Source organism: Streptomyces sp. SAI-170 (assembly GCF_049739565.1).
GTDB lineage: Bacteria > Actinomycetota > Actinomycetes > Streptomycetales > Streptomycetaceae > Streptomyces.
In genome coordinates, this window is record NZ_JBMGQD010000001.1 from 8,597,302 (window position 1) to 8,614,645 (window position 17,344).

Genomic DNA, 17,344 nt, shown 5'->3' on the forward strand with positions numbered 1-17,344 from the left:
GACATGACAGCACGGAACACGGGTGGCGCCCGTCGTACGCGCAAGATTCCTACGGCTTCGATCAGTGCAAATCCGGGGCCCAGTGCGCCCCTCTTACGGAGCGCAGCTGTCGTTGGCGATCCGCGGCCAACAGCCGTCACGAACGCGGCCTCGGCGGCAGCTGAGTAGGGCGCCGACAGGCAGGCCGGTCGGGCTCGAAGCCCGGCGATCAGAGGGGAAGAGTGCGCCAGCCCCGAGTGATCTCCTCGCGGACGGCGTCCAGATGTGTCGGCTCGTGATGCGGGCTTCCCTGGGACGTGAGCAGGTCCACCAGAGCCGCGCCGTCCGCCGGGCGGCCCGCCGGGTCGGTGGTCAGCGCCCTTTCGACGGCGCGCGCGAGCTCCGGGGCGAGGGCGTGCACCGCCGTCAGCGCGGTCGGCTCGGGGCCAGTGTCCACGATCCGGCGGATCACCGCGGCCGGACCGGTCGCGGCGAACGGGCTGGTGCCGTGTGCAGCGCAGACCACGCAGCAGGCCCATGCCCACACGTCGGCGGCCGGACCGACGCGTTCCTCACCGAACTGTTCCGGCGCCATGTAGGTCAGGGTTCCCGGTCCGGCGCCGGTGCGGGTGAGCCTGGTGCCGTCGACCAGGTCCGCGATGCCGAAGTCGAGCAGGCGCGGGCCGGCTGTGGTCAGCATGATGTTGGCGGGCTTGAGGTCGCGGTGGACCAGGCCGAGCCGGTGCACTCCGGACAGGGCCACGGCCAGTGCGAGCGCCAGCGCACGTAGCGCGTCGGGGGTGCGGATCGGCCCCTGCTCCCCCAGGTGTGCGTCGAGGGGGCGTCCGTCCAGCAGCTCCATGGCCAGGTACGGCCGTCCGGCGTCGACGCCGGAGTCGAGGACGCGGGCCGTGTAGGCGCCGGAGACCATGGACAGCACCTCGGACTCGCGCTGGAATCGGCGCAACAGATCGGCGTTGTCGAGGAGTTCGGGGTGGATGGTCTTCAGCGCGACCTGTGTCACCGCTCCCTCCCGCCGGGCGAGGTAGACCGTGCCCATTCCGCCGGCGCCGATGCGGCCGAGCAGCTGGTAGCCGCCGATCGTGCGCGGCTCGCCCGGGCGGAGTTGCTGGTGGGCGATGGGTGACGCGGCGCCGGCGATCGCGTCGGGCCGCGTCGGCACGTACGAGGCGGGCCGAGCCGGCTGTGGAGGCTGGGCGAACTGCCCGACGTGCGGGGCGGGAGTCGCGGACCCGGGCCCCACCGTCGGCGTGTCGGCGACGGCCTGCCCCGCGGGGGCCGGAGCGCCACCCGCTGGAACCCCCGCCCCGGTCGGGTACTTGCGGCTCGCCACGTACGCGACGACCTGGCACGCGGCGGCCGCCAGCACCAGCCCCGTCGGCAGGAACAGTCCCATTGCGACCCGGAGGGCCACCAGGCCACCCAGCCGGAACCGCCCCTTGGGTGACGAGATCCACGACGTCACGGGCACACCGGTGGTCAGCAGGGCGCGCTGCGTCCGGAACCACAGGAGCGGCCAGACCACCGTTGCCAGGACGACGGTGACGACGTACAGGGTCCACGACATCGCCAGGGAGAGGCCGTAGTACTCCGACAGGAAGGTCCCGTCGAGCTGGACGACCGGGAGCAGCAGGAAGTAGTTCCGGGGGAAGAAGTCCAGCCTCATCAGGATCCACAGGCCGATACCGCCTGCCGCTCCCAGTGCCAGCTCTCCCGCCGCCGCTCCCGGGACAGTCCGGGGCGGCGTGGACGGGTCCGCCGATACCTGTCTCCGTATGGCCCGCTGAGCACGCGTCAGCAGGGGTAGGGTCGCCGCTCGCAGCGCCAGCGCGGGCCCGACCACGGCCAGGACGTCCATCGTCAGCGATGTATCCGCAGCTTCCGCCATGCTTCCCCCGTGTCTCCAGGCCGGTCCCGCCGGTAGAGCACAGGGAGTATAGAGCGGCGGGGTGAATCCCCCTACCAGCGCCCGGAGTTGCGTTGGGTCCGATGCCACTCCTTGTTCATCGCCGCGAACGATGTCAGCAGCGACCCGCCCTCGCCCGCCGCAATCCGGAGGACGTCAGCAGCCTTATGAAGGCGACGTTCCGATCCTCCGGCCGCCCCACCCGGCCTCGCTGCGGCACGCCGCTCGTGTGCCCGCGCAAGCCGACATCGACCACGCCCACCGCGTCTTCGCGAGCCGGCCGCGTTCGACCTCGGGCGGTACCCAGTACACACGCCAACTCGCCTTGAGCGCAGCGCACCCCTCTTGATCGGCTTCAACACGCCGATTCAATAGGGAACTGCGCGAAACCGGCCTCGTCCTCGGCCTGCTGCCGGCCACCGTGGACCGGATCGCGAAGTCGTTCCCTCACTTCCGCGCCAGCGACATCCAGCACTCGCTGAACTGGCCGAGCTGAAGAAGCTGGCCGCGTAGCCGACGAGTACGGGGCCGCTCAGCTCGCCGAAGGCTTGTGGGCAAGCTACCGCGCGAGATCGCGACGCTGTATTCGCAGCCTTGAGCGTCGTCACTGCATGGATCGCACTATGGATCGCCGTCCTTGCCAATCGCTTCGGGCCCCGATGAGGCACAGGTGCGTCCCGCCCCCGGGCCCCGCTGGCGCCATCACGCGCGACTTGTCGTGGAGGAACATCAGCCCGCCAATAACGAAGCCGTTGATGACGGCCCTCAAGAACACCACGGCGGCGTGCACCGACAGCAGCGGGGCGTCCGACATCATCTTGCACGCCCAGGCACGGCAGTCGCGGTGTGACCCGGCGCGAGCCGACGGGCCTACCGGTGAGCTCATCGACCACCCGGCCTGACGGCCCGCCTGGCGGGCAACAGGCAGTCGATCGCCGGTAGTCTACGGCGGTGCGTACGGTCGAGCTCTTGCTGGATGAGGCGGCGGATCTTGCGGTCCGGGAGGCCTGGCGACGGCTCGCGGACGCGGGGTTGCCCAGTGAGGCGCGCCACCGCTCCCCGACCAACAGTCCGCACCTCACCCTGGCCGCCTGCCCGGAGTTGACCGCTCCCATCCGCTGGGAGCTCGCCGAGGTCGCGGCCGTCCTGCCGCTGCCGGTACAGTTCACCGGCGTGATCCGCTTCGAGCGGCCCACCTCGGTGCTGGCCTGGGCGCTGCACGTGGACTCCGCGCTGGCCGGCTTGCACCGCCGGGTGTGGGAGGCGCTGGCCTCGGACAGCCCGCCCGAAGCTCTCAACCCTTTCCACGAGCCCGGCCAGTGGAGACCGCATGTCACCCTCGGCCGGACTCGGCGTGCCGGTGCCTTCGCGGACAGAAGGGTTCCTGAACTGCTCCCGGCACCGCCGCAAACGGCCCAGCTCGTCACCCTGCGCAGCTACGACACCCAGACCGGTGCCCTGGAAGTACTGGGTCCCCGCCCGTGAGGCAGCCACCGTGGTGCCGCGCCGAAGTAGAGCTGGCCGCGGACCCGGTGGCTTCGGGGGAGTAGGCCAACCCTGTTCCCGCAGCACTGACTGACTCAGGCTTGGCCGGAGGCCATCACTTACCAGGTCACCTGCCCTGAGAGGCCCCGTGGGGGCCGGTGATCAGGCAGGTCGTAAGGTGCGCGAAGAACATAGTGGAGGGGAGTGTTCCGTAATCGTGGAACGAGGTCGGGATCGGGACAGGGACGGGGTGTCGTTGGGCAAGCCGGGCGACGTGGCCTCGGCGGCCCCGATGGCGCAGCAAGCCGCGCCGGGTGCGGTGAGTTGGTGGCGGCGGCCGGGTTTCGTCGTGTTCTGTCTGGTGCTCATGCCGCCGGCCGGGATCATCCTCGCCTGGCGCACCCGGTGGGGCGTGGGCAGGAAGGCGCTGGCCTCGGTGCTGTCGGCCGTCTGGTTCGTGGCGGTGGGAACGAGCGATCCGCCGGCCGAGAAGCCGGCGACGGCGCAAGCGGGGGCACGCTCGCGGGCGACGCCGACCGCCTTCGCACCCAGCGCGCCCTCTACCAGCCCGGCCGCCCGCCCGGTCGTGGTTCCCGACTACCGGGGCCAGAACCTGGAAGAGGCGTCGACGGCGGCGTACGAGGCGGGCTTCTGGGCCCGGTCGCACGACGCGACCGAGGACGACAGGAGTCAGTTCGTCGACTCGAACTGGACGGTGTGCTTTCAGGAGCCGGCCGCCGGGACGACGGTGACCCGGGGCGAGCGGAGGGCACGGATCGAGTTCGCCGTTGTCGACGGCGGCAATCTCTGTCCGCCGTCGGACGGGGCGCCGATCGTCTTCGAGCGGATGCCGGACGTCGTGGGCAGGACCTTCCAGGCAGGCGCCGCAGCGGTCCGCGCGGCCGGCCCGGACCGCGTGGAGGCCGCGAGCGCCTACACGGACGTCGACCTGGCCGTCGACCACGCCGACTGGCGGATCTGCTTTCAGGACCCGGAGGCGGGGGAGACGCTGGAGAATCCCGCGTACATCACCGTCCGCCTTTCCCTGGTCCGTCCCGGACTGTCCTGCCCGGCCGAGGAGTTCGCGCGGCTTCACCCGGACCCCGACCCGGACTATGAGCGTGGCGGCTCGGGCGACGACTCCGGCACGAGCGGCTCTGGTGGGTTCGTCTACTACAAGAACTGTGACGCGGTCCGCGCTGCCGGCAAGGCGCCCATCTACCGAGGCCAGCCCGGCTACCGCTCGGACCTCGACCGCGACGGCGACGGCAAGGCCTGCGACTGGTCCTGACCCGCCACCCCGGCCGACCCGCTGACGGGGGAGGAGCACGGCCGGGGTGCGACGGGGCAATGGGGCCAGGGCCTGAGGCGGTGCGGACGAGCCGTTCCCTTCGACGAACGTAATGCCGCCGCAGGCTCCTCAAGAGCCCGGTGGACGCATCGTTGACCTGCCCGCTGCTCGGTCAAGTCGGGGTGTGCACAGTCGTAAAGGCCGGTGCTGCCGGGGGACGGGTCAGTACACCCGCACGGTGATGGGGAGTGGTTCGCCGGGTGCATCTGTCCGGTAGGTGACGCGGCGGACGAGGTGGGCGGGGATAATGTGCACCGGGTTGGTTTCCTGGCCCGGGTAGTTCGCGCCGTTGTGGGGGTTGATCTGGAGGAAGCCGCCCTCGACGGCGACGCGGACATCGGTGTGCGGGGGTGGTTCCCGTGAGCCCGCGTACGCCTTGACGCTTGACCTCAGACTTTTGACAGCACTGAGTGTCGTCGACGCGGGACACCCCTGCCCGCCAGCGCGTACGGATGCGGGCCGGGGCCCACTGGGTGAGAGTGGTTCACACGACAGAACGGGACGCTACGACCAGAAGGCGTCGAACGCCCTCTGGTCAGCCCACAGCTCCCAGCCCTCGGTGATCCTTCCGTCGCTGATGTGGAACACGATGGCGTAGTTCATGTCGAGCTGCCTACCCTCACGGGACGCCGTGGCGTGCAGCAGGGCGACGGTGTGCGCGTCATTGCCGAGCACATCGTGGAGTTGCGGGCGGTAAGTACCGCCGGACAGCCGGAAGTCGAGTTCGAATGCGGCGAAGGTGGCATCACGGCCCTGGAAGTCGCCCGCGAGCGGGGATTGGCCGGCGATGTGCCACTGCACGTCGGGGTGAAACACCTCCGCCAGAGCGTCCATGTCGCCTGTCGAGAAGGCGTCCATGGCGCGTCTGAACACAGCGATGTTGGGATGTTCGGTCATGGAAGCCTCCTTGAGCCCACAAGAATGCCCGGCAAAGAACTTGGAGGGCAGCGGCCACGCCCGGTCACCATTCCCGGCCACCCGGTTGGGTGCGGTCGTTCGGACTTGGTTGCCCCATGGATGGCCATGACTCGCAGCACGGTGACCGGCTGACCTGGGGGCCCTCCACGAGGAGCTTCCCGATGCTTCTCCAGGCGAGTAGCCCAGGGCCGTCAAGGGTTCTGACGCCGATTCTGGGCAGCAGCCGGGGACGCCAATTGACGCAGGATCATCTTGCCGAGGTCTCGTAGCAGGTGGAGTGCGAAGCCTGTGAGGCCCGGTAGCTGGCTGGTGTCGACTGCGTCGATCCAGGTGGGGAGTGTGGGCCGAGGCGGTCGGTGAGTATCTCGCCGAAGTCACGGACGTGGCCGGCCGCCTTGTCCAGTTCGGGGCAGCGGCCAGGACCTCCTTCAGGCCAGCCCGGTCCTCTTCGGTCAGGGGGCGTGGGGTGACGGGTGAGCCAGCCGGTCACCTGCCGCACCGTCGGCGGCCGGGGCGCCGCCGCGGCGGGAACCCGGCGCAAGGTCGCGATGTGTGCGCGGATCATGCCGTAGGTGACCGGGGCGTGCTCGGCAACCAGCTCGCCGTGCAGTCGGGTGACGCTGGTGTATCCGTCGGCGAAGCGTCGTTCAGGTAGGGCTTGTAGGGGTCCAGTCTGCTGGAGCGGGGCCGCTTCTCGCGGAAAGCGACCTGCCAGAGTGTGGCGTTTGCGTAACGGAGCAAGGTGTTGAGACCCCAGCCCAGGTGCGGGGCAAACGCCCGGCGCGATTGGCCTTGAGCGAGGAGCTCGTGGACCAGGGTATGTGCTGCCTTCTTCCGCTCGGCCCGTCGGCTGACGGGCTCAGCGTCGTTCTGCGGCCGACCGGAAGCCAGCCGGGTGGCGCCGGGCAGCATGCCGCTGGGCGACGGGTTGCGCAGGCGGTCGCGGTGGGCGGCGACGCAAGTCTCCACGGCCCGGCCGAGGCTCTGCCACAGATGGAACCGGTCGGCGACCTGCATGAGCGTCTGGCACCGCGGCGGGCACCCTCGGAGGAAGGCGCCGGCCCGGTCCGGGCAGGTGATCTCCACTACGGGGCGGCGGATCAGCCTGAAGGTGGTGCATCCCGAGCGCGCGCACGACCCTGAGTTCCGGCGGCGCTTCGCCCGGGAGGTCCGGCTCGTCGCGCGGGTCCAGGGTCCCGGCGTTGCCTCGGTGACCGGTGCCGACCCGGATGCCGAAACGCGGTGGCTGGCCGCGGATTTCGTTCCGGGTCCCACGCTGAGCGAAGCGATATCCCAGCGAGCGATTGCCGGTGACTGTCGGTGAGTCAGGGCCGCGAGGCGTTGAGCGGCAGGTCTCGGTGGAAGACGGTCATAGCCTGGCCGGGGCCGTTGTAGTCGTCGACGATCTTCACGTCGAAGCCGAGGCTGCGATGGAAGGCGATCGAGCTGGTGTTCTCGACCGACGTGAGCGCCTTCAGTTTGCGTGCACCGTGAAGTTCGGCTGCTTCGGCGAACGCTGTGTACAGGCGACGCCCGAGACCGGTGCCACGGGCATCATCCCGCGTGGCACTCAGATGCACGTACCCGGTGCCGGCCGGGGTGACGAACCCGACGTGCCCGCGGATTCGGTCCTCGGCCCGGGCGACCAGGCAGGTGGAACCGAACTCCTGCACCAGGGCCGGCAGGTGCAACGACCGAAGGTCGCGGTCGCCTCCAAGAACGGGAGGCTTCCTCGAAATATTCGGTCGCAATTACGAATGTGTAGCCGGACCATACGGGCGACCTGAGCCGGCGTCAACGGTTCGCGCAGTGCTCGCCACGGTCGACTCCGGACAGGCAGCCACACCCTGTCCGCCCCCGACGGAGGAGGGCCGGCGCGGCGGAGGGTAGAGGTGTGTTCGATCGGTCGGACAAAGGCGCGGGGTGAGCGGCGGGTGGTCGGCGGCATGACCTACGGTTTCCGGAAGTGCCCGGAGATTTTTCCGGGCGGACAGCCAGGGAGGTGGGGATGGTGGCCGGGGAAGGCGCTCAGCGCAAGACAGGCACGCGGGGCCCGGAGGAGGCGCCGAAGGTGACGATCACGGAGATCGCGCGGGAGGCCGGGGTGTCCGTGCCGACGGTGTCACGGGTCGTCAACGGGCGCTCGGACGTTTCGCCCGCCACCCGTGCCCGGGTCGAGGACCTGCTGCACCGGCACGGCTACCGTCGCCGCCCGGCCGCGTCCGGTACCAGGGCGGTCCTCCTCGACCTGGTCTTCAACGATCTGGACAGTCCCTGGGCCGTCGAGATCATCCGGGGCGTCGAGGAGGTCGCGCACGAGGCCGGTGTGGGCACGGTGGTTTCCGCCATCCACGACCGGGCGGGGTCGGCGCGGCAGTGGATGACCAATCTGCGGGCGCGCCCGTCCGACGGCGTGATCCTTGTGACGTCGGTGCTCGAACCGGGGATCCACGACGAACTGCGCCGCCTGGGTGTGCCGTTGGTGGTGATCGACCCGGCCGGCTCGCCGGCCACCGAGGCGCCGACCGTGGGCGCCACCAACTGGACGGGCGGGATGGCCGCGACCGAGCATCTGCTCCAGCTCGGACACCGCAGGATCGGGTTCATCGAGGGACCGTCCAGGCTGCTGTGCTCGCGCGCCCGGCTCGACGGCTACCGGGCGGCGCTCGACGTGGCGGGGGTTGCGGTCGACAACGCCCTGACCGTGCCCGGCGACTTCTACCACGAGTCCGGATTCACCGGCGCGGGACGGCTGTTGGACCTCGACGAACCGCCGACCGCGATCTTCGCGGCGAGCGACCAGATGGCGCTCGGAGCGATCGAGGCGCTGCGGCGGCGGGGGCTTCGGGTGCCGGAGGACATGAGCATCGTCGGCTTCGACGACCTGCCCGAGGTGCGCTGGTGCGCGCCTCCGCTGACGACGGTTCGCCAACCCCTGTCCGACATGGGCAAGTTGGCCGCCAGGATGCTCCTCGACCTCGCGCGGGGCGTCGAGCCGGCCTCGCCGCGCGTGGAACTGGCGACCGAGCTGGTGGTCCGCGCGAGCACCGCACCGCCACGCCGCGTCTAACGGAAGGTAACGCTCCGGGGGTGTCAACGGCCTTTTTTGTCAAGGCCGTTGACACCCCTCTTGCGTGCCCGTAACTTCCATGGCCATCTCCGCACAGTTATCGGAAATTTTCCGGAAGGTAGGCCATGTCAGCCTCCGCTCGCCGAGCCGTCACGCCCGTATCCGGCGCCTCGTCCTCCTCCTTCTCCCGCCGCCGGTTCCTGGGGACCGCGTCAGCGGTGGGCCTGGGGGCGGCCGGCCTGTCCGCCTGTTCGGACTCGGGGTCCACCACCACCGACAGCCAGGGCCGGACCGTCGTGGAATGGTGGAACATCCAGACCACGGAACCCTCCAAGAGCGTCTGGCCCGAGCGGGCCAAGGCCTTCGAGGCCAAGCACCCCGATGTGCGCATCAAGCTCGTCACGATGGAGAACGACGCCTACAAGTCGAAGATGACGGCGCTGACCAGTTCCGGAAAACTGCCGGACATCTACCACACCTGGGGCGGCGGCGTTCTCAAGCAGCAGATCGACGCGGGCCTGGTCGAGGACCTCACGCCCTCCATCAGCTCCCTGACCGACACCCTCGTGCCGGCGTCGGTCAAGGCGTACCAGTTCGACGGCAAGACGTACGCCGTGCCCTTCGACATCGGCGCCGTCGGGTTCTGGTACAACAAGGCACTGTTCGCCCGGGCCGGTATCCAGGCGCCGCCCGCCACCTGGGCCGACTACCTCGACGCGATCGAGAAGCTGAAGAGCGCCGGGATCACCCCCATCGCCCTCGCGGGCAAGGAGAAGTGGCCCGGTATGTACTACTGGGCTTACCTGGCCATGCGGATCGCCGGCATCGACGGCATGCAGGCGGCCGCCGACGCCAAGGACTTCACCGGCGACGCCTTCGTCAAGGCGGGTGAGCACCTCGAGGAACTCGTCGCGCTCGAGCCGTTCCAGAAGGGCTTCCTCGGCGCCGCGTACTCCACGCCCACCGGCGAGGCGGCGGCGATGGGCAACGGCAAGGCGGCGATGGAGCTGATGGGCCAGTGGGCGCCCGTCGTGCAGGCCGACGCGGGCAAGGGCATCGGCAAGGACCTCGGATTCTTCCCGTTCCCCGCAGTCGCCGGCGGCAAGGGCGCACAGACCGACGTGTTCGGCGGAGGCGGTGGCTACGCGGTGCGCAAGGGTGCGCCCAAGGCTGCCGTGGACTTCCTGAACTTCTTCATGTCGGCCGAGTCCGACCGCCTCCTTGTCTCGAAGGCCTCGATGATGCCCGTCGTCGAGGACGCCACGAGCGCCCTGACCGACCCCAACCTCAAGTTCGTCTCCGAAGCCCTCGGCAAGGCGACCGGCTTCCAGCTCTACCTCGACCAGGCGTACCCGCCCGCCGTCGGACAGGAGATCAACGACTCGGTGGCCGCCCTGATCGCCGGATCCAAGTCGCCCGAGCAGGTGGCCCGTTCGGTCACCCAGGTCGCGAAGAGCCAGTGACCGCGATGGCTTCCACGTACGTGAAGGACCCCGCGACCGCCCCCGCCGCGCCGAAGCAGCCGGACACCGGGGCGGGCCGGTCGCGGGCCCGCCGGACCATCGACTGGCTCAGCGCCTTCAGCTTCACCCTGCCCGCCCTGGTGCTGTTCGGCGTGCTCGTGCTCGCCCCGATTCTGTACGCCCTGTACGTCAGCCTGTTCAACTGGGGCGGCTTCGGCGCCCCTTCGGACTATGTCGGGCTCGACAACTACAGCCGGCTCCTGCGTGACCCGGTCTTCCTGGGCGACCTGTGGCGCGGCCTGCTGCTCGTGCTGTTCTCTGTGTGCGTGCAGCTGCCGTTCGCGCTCAGCATGGCCGTGCTCCTCAACCAGAAGCTACGCGGCCGGGCCCTGTACCGGACCCTGTTCTTCGCCCCGTACGTCCTGTCCGAGGTCATCACCGGCGTCCTGTTCTCCATGATCTTCGCCCCGGACGACGGGCTCGCCGACAACGTGCTCGGCTCGATCGGCCTCGACGGCCTCGGCGGACTGTGGTTCGCCGACCAGGACCACGTACTGCCGACCCTGTTCCTCGTCATGACGTGGAAGTACTTCGGCTTCCACATGATGCTGTACCTGGCCGGACTGCAGGGCATCCCCGCCGAACTGCACGAAGCGGCCCGCATCGACGGCGCGGGCCCCTGGCAGCGCTTCCGCCACATCACCCTGCCACTGCTCGGACCGACGATCCGCATCAGCGTGTTCCTCTCCGTCATCGGCGCCATCCAGCTCTTCGACCTGGTCTGGGTGGTCACCCAGGGCGGCCCCGACCACCAGTCCGAGACCATGGCCGTGACCATGTTCCAGTTCGGCTTCAAGCGCTTCGAGATCGGCTACGCCAGCGCGATCAGCATCGGCATGTTCCTCATCAGCCTCGTCTTCGCCCTCATCTACCAGCGCTCCGTGCTGCGTCGCGACACCGAAGGAGCCCTCACCACCATGCGAGCCTCACGATGAGCGCGGGCACGCGCAGAAGGCTGCGCTCCGCACCGCTGTACGTGATCGTCTGGCTGGTCGGCGTCGTCATGGTCACGCCGCTGCTGTACGCGTTCGTGTCCGGGTTCAAGTCCACCGATCAGCTCTCCAGCAACACCTTCGGACTGCCCTCGCCCTGGGTGGCGTCCAACTACACCGATGTGCTCGCCTCCGGCTCGTTCTGGCGCATGCTGGGTTCGTCCACACTGATCGCGGTCGCAACGGCCGTACTGACCGTGGGCACCGCGGCCCTCGCCGCCTTCGCGCTGGCCCGATTCGCCTTCCGCGGGCGGGAGTTGCTCTTCACCCTGTTCACCGCGGGGCTGATGTTCCCGTTCGCCGTGGCGATCCTGCCGCTGTTCGTCCTGCTGCGCACCTTCGGGCTGCTCGACAACCCATGGGGGGTGATCCTGCCGCAGGCGGCCTTCGGTCTGCCCATGACCATCGTCATCCTGCGCGGCTTCTTCCGGGAGATCCCCGGCGAGCTGGAGGAGGCGGCCACCCTCGACGGCTGCTCGGCGTTCGGCTTCTTCTGGCGGATCCTGCTGCCCATGGCGCGGCCCGCCCTCGGCACCGTGTCGATCCTCGCCATCGTCGGAAGCTGGAACAACTTCCTCCTCCCGCTGCTGGTGTTCAGCGAACAGACCTGGTGGACCATCCCCATCGGCGTGCAGCAGTTCCAGGGCCAGTACGCCACCGACATCGCCCGCGTCTTCGCCTATCTCGTCCTGGCCATGGTGCCGGCCCTCGCCTTCTACGCCGTCGCCGAACGGCAGTTGATCGGCGGCATCACGATGGGCGCCACCAAGGGCTGAGATCCGCCCAGGCCAGACCCCTTCACCAGCGACGTACTTGAGGAGTTCCATGGTCGAGCCATGGCAGGACACCACCCTGCCCGCCCACGTCCGGGCGGCGGACCTGCTCGCCCGGATGACCACCGAGGAGAAGACCGCCCAGCTGTCCAGCGTCTGGATTGGCGCAGACACCGAGGGGGCCGACGTCGCGCCCGGCCAGCACACCTACGCGGCCCGCAGCGCCGCCCTCGACGCGCTCCTTCCCTACGGCCTGGGCCAGCTCACCCGCCCCTTCGGCACCGTTCCCGTCGACCCCGCCGAGGGCGCGGCCCGCCTCGCCGGACTGCAACGCGTGATCCGCGACGGCAACCGGTTCGGGCTGCCCGCGATCGCCCACGACGAGTGCCTGACCGGGTTCACCGCCTGGCAGGCCACCGTCTTCCCCACCCCGCTCGCCTGGGGCGCCACCTTCGACCCCGAACTGATCACCGAGATGGCCCGGGCCATCGGTACCTCGATGCGCGCGGTCGGCGTCCACCAGGGCCTCGCCCCGGTCCTGGACGTCGTACGGGATCCGCGGTGGGGCCGCACCGAGGAGAGCATCGGCGAGGATCCGTACCTCGTCGGCACGATCGGCACCGCCTATGTGCGAGGTCTCGAGACCGCCGGGATCGTCGCCACGCTCAAGCACTTCGCCGGGTACTCGGCCTCGCGCGCCGCCCGCAACCACGCGCCCGCCTCGCTCGGCCCGCGCGAACTCGCCGACGTGATCCTGCCGCCGTTCGAGATGGCGTTGCGCGACGGCGGCGCCCGGTCCGTGATGCCCGCCTACAACGACATCGACGGCCTTCCCGCCCACGCCCACACCCAACTGCTCACCGGACTCCTGCGTGAGCAGTGGGGGTTCACCGGCACCGTGGTCTCGGACTACTACGGCGTCTCGCTACTGGAGGAGGCGCACCGGGTCGCCGACGGGGAGCAGCAGTGCGCACGGCTCGCCCTCACGGCCGGGGTCGACGTGGAACTGCCGGCGGCCCGCTGCTTCAGCCCCGCGGACCCGCTCCCCGAGGACCTGCTCGACCGGGCCGTGCTGCGCGTCCTCACCCAGAAGTGCGAACTGGGCCTGCTCGATGCCGACTGGGAGCCCGTCACGGGCGAGGAGCCCGTCGACCTCAACCCCCCGCACATGCGGGACCTGGCACGCAAGGTAGCCGAGGAGTCGGTCGTCCTGCTGGCCAACGACTCGGGCGTGCTGCCGCTGCGCGACGGCCTGCGCATCGCGCTGCTCGGCCCGCTGGCTGACGAGCAGGCCGCGATGCTGGGCTGCTACACGTTTCCCCGGCATGTGGGCGTGCACCATCCCGAACTGCCGGCCGGGATCGAGGTGCCGACCCTGGCCGAGGCGCTGCGTGCCGAGCTGCCAGGCGCCGTGTTCGTCGAGGAGCCGGCGGCGGCCGAAGTCTGCCTGGCCGTGGTGGGGGACCGGTCGGGTCTGTTCGGGCGCGGCTCGTCGGGCGAGGGATGCGACGCAGAGGACCTGCAACTTCCCTATGGCCAGGCGGAGTTGCTCGACGAGGCGCTGGCATCCGGCGTGCCGGTCGTCATCGTCGTACTCAGCGGAAGACCCTACGCGCTCGGCCGCTGGGCCGACCGGGCCGCCGCCGTGGTCCAGGCGTTCTTCCCCGGGCAGGAAGGCGGCGGCGCCGTCGCGGGCGTCCTGTCCGGGCGCGTGGAGCCGTCCGGGCGGCTGCCGGTCGGCGTGCCGCGCACCCCCGGCGGCCAGCCCGCGCCCTACCTCGCCCCGCCGCTCGGCCGGCACGGCTTCCCCAGCACCGTGGACCCGACGCCTCTCTACCCCTTCGGGCACGGCCTGTCCTACACGACGTTCGCCTGGGACACGCCCCAGTGCGACGCCCCCGAACTGCCCACCGACGGCGAGACCACGCTGCGTCTTGCCGTCCGCAACACCGGCGAGCGGCCCGGCACCGAGGTCGTCCAGCTCTACCTCCACGACCCCGTCGGCACCGTCGCCCGCCCCGAGGTCCGGCTCGTCGGCTACGTCCGCGTCACGCTCGACGCCGGCGCGTCGGCCGAGGTCCACGCCACGTTCCCGGCCGACCTCGCCGCGTACACCGGCGCCGACGGCCGCCGCGTCGTCGAACCGGGCGCCCTCGAACTGCGCGTCGCCGCATCCAGCGAGCACGTCCACCACGCCGTGCCGCTCACCCTGACCGGCCCGGTACGCGAGGTCGGGCACGAGCGGCGGATGCGCTGCGAGCTCCGGGTGAAGTGATCCCACCGACCAGCCCCCCGCCCAGCAATGTTCCCCAGTTGAGGAGATGCACCATGCGCACACCCGCACGCCGTGTCCGCGTCGGATCGGCCGCGCTCGCCGCGTCCGCGGCCCTGCTGCTCGGCCTCGCCGTGGCGCCCGCCGCCCAGGCCGGCACCGACGGCGCCAAGCACCCGAAGACGCTGCACGAACTGGCCCGTCAGTCAGGCCGTTACTTCGGCGCCGCCGTCGACAACCCGGAGCTCGCCGACACCGCGTTCGCCGACGTGCTCGGCACCGAGTTCGGCCAGACCACCCCCGGCAACGGCATGAAGTGGTACGCCACCGAACCGCAGCGGGGCGTCTTCGACTTCACCGCGGGCGACGAGATCGTGAACTATGCCCGCGCCAACGGCCTGAAGGTGCGCGGGCACACCCTGCTGTGGCACTCCCAGCTCCCGGACTGGCTCACCTCCGGCACCTGGACCGCCGACGAACTGCGCTCCATCCTGAAGAACCACATCACGCACGTGGTGAAGCACTACAGGGGCAAGGTCTTCGCGTGGGACGTCGCCAACGAGATCATGAACGAGGACGGCACCTACCGCGAGAACATCTTCTACAAGACCCTCGGACCCGGCTATATCGCCGACGCCCTGCGCTGGGCCCGCGCCGCCGACCCCAAGGTCAAGCTCTACCTCAACGACTACAACGTCGAGGCCCTCGGCCCGAAGTCGGACGCGTACTACACCCTCATCAAGCAGCTCAAGAAGGACCGGGTCCCGATCGACGGGTTCGGACTGCAGGGCCATCTCGCCCTCCAGTACGGCTTCCCCGGCGGCCTGAAGGAGAACCTCCAGCGCTTCGCCGACCTCGGCGTCGACGTCGCCGTCACCGAACTCGACATCCGCATGATCCTGCCCTCCGACGAGACCAAGCTGGCCGAACAGGCCGACTGGTACGGACAGGTGACCGACGCCTGCCTGGCCGTACGGCGCTGTGTGGGCATCACCCTGTGGGGCTACACGGACCGCCACTCGTGGATCCCCGCGGTCTTCCCCGGTGAGGGAGCGGCCCTGCCGTGGGACGAGAACCTGAATCACAAGCCCGCCTACGACGCGATCCGTAACGCGCTGAAGGCGGCCCGGTCGTAACCCCGGCCGCCCCCCGGCCGGCCTTGAGGCCTGTCAGGTGCCTGGGCCGGCCCGGGGGGCGACCCTTGTCCCTGCGCGGACCTGAGGGGGGAGCGGGGTACCTTTCGCTGTGAAGTACAGGCGGCCCGTCCGCCGCCGCGCGGAAGGAACAGATCCTGAACACCCAGCTCGCGGAGACACTGTCCGCGGCCCTGCTCGTCCTGGTGCTGGCCTGCGCCATCGTCCGCCCCTTCGGCTGGCCCGAGGCGGTGGTGGCCGTCCCGGCGGCGGCCCTGGTGATCGTCACAGGGGCGATCTCACCGGACGCCGCCCTGGACGAGGTCGAACGGCTCGCCCCAGTGGTCGGTTTCCTTGCGGCCGTCCTCGTACTGGCTCAGCTCTGTGACGACGACGGGCTGTTCCGCGCATGCGGGGCGTGGATGGCGCGCACCGCCGCCGGCCGGCCGCGCCGGCTGCTGGCCCAGGTGTTCGTGGCCGCGTCGGCCATCACGGCGGTGCTCAGCCTGGACGCCACGGTGGTGCTGCTGACACCGGTGGTGTTCGCCACCGCCGCCCGGCTCGGCGCACGCCCCAAACCGCATGTCTACGCCTGCACCCACCTGTCGAACACGGCCTCACTGCTGCTGCCCGTCTCGAACCTGACCAACCTTTTGGCGTTCACCGCCAGCGGGCTGAGCTTCACCCGGTTCGCCGCGCTCATGGCACTGCCCTGGGTGGCCGCGATCGCCGTCGAGTACCTGGTCTTCCGCCGCTTCTTCGCCACCGACCTGGACGCCGGGGCCCAGACGGCAACCACCGGCGCGCCCCCGCCGCTGCCGATGTTCGCCCTGGTGACCGTGGCGTGCACACTGGCCGGGTTCGTGCTGACCTCGGCCATCGGGGTCGACCCGGCCTGGGCGGCCCTGGCGGGAGCACTGGCCCTCGCCGTCAGGGCCCTGCTGCGGCGCCGTACCACTCCTCGGGCGCTGGTGAGCGCTGTCTCCGTGCCCTTCCTCGCCTTCGTACTGGCGCTGGGAGTCGTCGTCCGGGCGGTCGTGGACAACGGGCTCGACGAGGCTCTCGGGCACCTGATCCCCGGTGGCACCGGTCTGCCCGAGCTGCTCGCCGTCGCCGCGCTGGCCGCCGTACTCGCGAACGTGATCAACAATCTGCCCGCGGTCCTGGTGCTGCTGCCGCTGACCGTCCCGTCGGGGCCCGGCGCGGTCCTGGCGGTCCTGCTCGGGGTGAACATCGGCCCCAACCTGACCTACGCGGGCTCGCTGGCCACCTTGCTGTGGCGGCGTATCGTCCATGCCCACGAGGGCGAGGTCGAGTTGCGGGAGTTCACCCGGCTCGGCGTGTACGCGGTACCCGCGAGCCTGGGAGCCGCGGTGCCGGCACTGTGGGTCTCGCTCACCGTGATCGGAGGAGGCTGACCCCATGGCTGTGGTCGTCTGGATCGTCGAGGGCACCTGGCCCGCCTGCGTGGACGCCGCCCGGGCCCATACCCCGGCGGACACCGACGTCGTGCTGCTGCACGTCACCCCGGCCGATGTCCCCGGCGCGGCCCACGGCGCCTTCGCCGGGCTGCTCGGCCGCGGGCACCCGGAGCGCGATCCCGGTACGCGGCTGGAACAACTCGCCGCCGCCTCAGCGCAGGAACTGCTCCAGGCCGCTGCCGACCGGCTGGGGCGCGCCTGTACGCGCATCGAGCACACCGGTCGCGTGGAGCGCGAGGTCGTCACCGCGGCCGAGGGCGCTGACCTGCTGATCCTGGCGCGTGACGGCGACCGTACCCACCTCGGCCCGCACAGTCTGGGCCCGGCCGGCCGCTTCGTCGTCGACCACGCGGCCTGTCCTGTGCTGCTGGTCTGGCCGGAACCACCGACGGGCCTGCCCAGCCTGCCGCCACCGCCGCCCCATCCCTGACAGGTGAGGC

Annotated in this window: 14 protein-coding genes; 11 read left to right on the plus strand and 3 right to left on the minus strand. The window is 70.5% G+C overall.

All coding sequences use genetic code 11. The features are described 5' to 3' along the window. Window positions 1–208: 208 nt before the first annotated feature. Window positions 209–1,666: a serine/threonine-protein kinase gene (locus tag RKD23_RS38540; RefSeq protein ID WP_424857998.1), complete on the minus strand. Its 1,458-nt coding sequence runs from the start codon at window positions 1,664–1,666 to the stop codon at window positions 209–211. A gap of 1,191 nt (window positions 1,667–2,857) precedes the next feature. Here RKD23_RS38540 and RKD23_RS38545 point away from each other — a divergent pair. Next, on the plus strand, window positions 2,858–3,391 hold the full coding sequence (locus tag RKD23_RS38545) for a 2'-5' RNA ligase family protein (RefSeq protein ID WP_424857999.1): 534 nt from the start codon (window positions 2,858–2,860) through the stop codon (window positions 3,389–3,391). A 256-nt stretch (window positions 3,392–3,647) separates the two neighbouring features. Next, window positions 3,648–4,682 carry an excalibur calcium-binding domain-containing protein gene (locus RKD23_RS38550; RefSeq protein ID WP_424858000.1) on the plus strand — a complete coding sequence of 345 codons (1,035 nt, stop codon included), beginning with the start codon at window positions 3,648–3,650 and terminating at the stop codon, window positions 4,680–4,682. Window positions 4,683–5,246: 564 nt separating this feature from the next. Here the strand turns inward: RKD23_RS38550 and RKD23_RS38555 are convergent. Beyond that, window positions 5,247–5,639, minus strand: coding sequence for a nuclear transport factor 2 family protein (locus tag RKD23_RS38555; RefSeq protein ID WP_424858001.1), 393 nt, complete (start codon window positions 5,637–5,639; stop codon window positions 5,247–5,249). A 1,096-nt stretch (window positions 5,640–6,735) separates the two neighbouring features. On the opposite strand from RKD23_RS38555, the gene RKD23_RS38560 reads away from it, so the two are divergent. Next, entirely contained in the window at window positions 6,736–6,984 is a 249-nt protein-coding gene (locus RKD23_RS38560) for a hypothetical protein (RefSeq protein WP_424858002.1), read from the plus strand. A 1-nt stretch (window position 6,985) separates the two neighbouring features. On the opposite strand, the gene RKD23_RS38565 is transcribed toward RKD23_RS38560, so the two are convergent. Then, window positions 6,986–7,411, minus strand: a complete 426-nt coding sequence (locus tag RKD23_RS38565; protein ID WP_424858003.1) for an N-acetyltransferase family protein — start codon at window positions 7,409–7,411, stop codon at window positions 6,986–6,988. Between the two features lie 257 nt (window positions 7,412–7,668). Here RKD23_RS38565 and RKD23_RS38570 point away from each other — a divergent pair, with 257 nt between their 5' ends. The 8 genes from RKD23_RS38570 (at window position 7,669) to RKD23_RS38605 (ending at window position 17,334) form a co-directional block, all read left to right on the plus strand. After that, window positions 7,669–8,730, plus strand: coding sequence for a LacI family DNA-binding transcriptional regulator (locus RKD23_RS38570; protein WP_424858004.1), 1,062 nt, complete (start codon window positions 7,669–7,671; stop codon window positions 8,728–8,730). Between the two features lie 125 nt (window positions 8,731–8,855). Beyond that, window positions 8,856–10,193: an extracellular solute-binding protein gene (locus RKD23_RS38575; RefSeq protein WP_424858005.1), complete on the plus strand. Its 1,338-nt coding sequence runs from the start codon at window positions 8,856–8,858 to the stop codon at window positions 10,191–10,193. 5 nt (window positions 10,194–10,198) lie between these two features. Continuing rightward, window positions 10,199–11,188 (plus strand): carbohydrate ABC transporter permease, encoded by a 990-nt coding sequence (locus RKD23_RS38580; RefSeq protein ID WP_424858006.1) that lies wholly within the window; start codon window positions 10,199–10,201, stop codon window positions 11,186–11,188. Beyond that, entirely contained in the window at window positions 11,185–12,021 is an 837-nt protein-coding gene (locus tag RKD23_RS38585) for a carbohydrate ABC transporter permease (protein WP_424858007.1), read from the plus strand. The genes RKD23_RS38580 and RKD23_RS38585 overlap by 4 nt, the downstream gene beginning before the upstream one ends. 49 nt (window positions 12,022–12,070) lie before the next feature. Continuing rightward, window positions 12,071–14,293, plus strand: coding sequence for a beta-glucosidase (locus RKD23_RS38590; RefSeq protein WP_424858008.1), 2,223 nt, complete (start codon window positions 12,071–12,073; stop codon window positions 14,291–14,293). Window positions 14,294–14,346: 53 nt separating this feature from the next. Beyond that, window positions 14,347–15,426: an endo-1,4-beta-xylanase gene (locus RKD23_RS38595; protein WP_424858009.1), complete on the plus strand. Its 1,080-nt coding sequence runs from the start codon at window positions 14,347–14,349 to the stop codon at window positions 15,424–15,426. Window positions 15,427–15,581: 155 nt separating this feature from the next. After that, window positions 15,582–16,841, plus strand: coding sequence for an SLC13 family permease (locus RKD23_RS38600; protein WP_424858435.1), 1,260 nt, complete (start codon window positions 15,582–15,584; stop codon window positions 16,839–16,841). 4 nt (window positions 16,842–16,845) lie between these two features. Beyond that, window positions 16,846–17,334: a universal stress protein gene (locus tag RKD23_RS38605; protein WP_424858010.1), complete on the plus strand. Its 489-nt coding sequence runs from the start codon at window positions 16,846–16,848 to the stop codon at window positions 17,332–17,334. The last annotated feature ends 10 nt before the right edge of the window (window positions 17,335–17,344 follow it).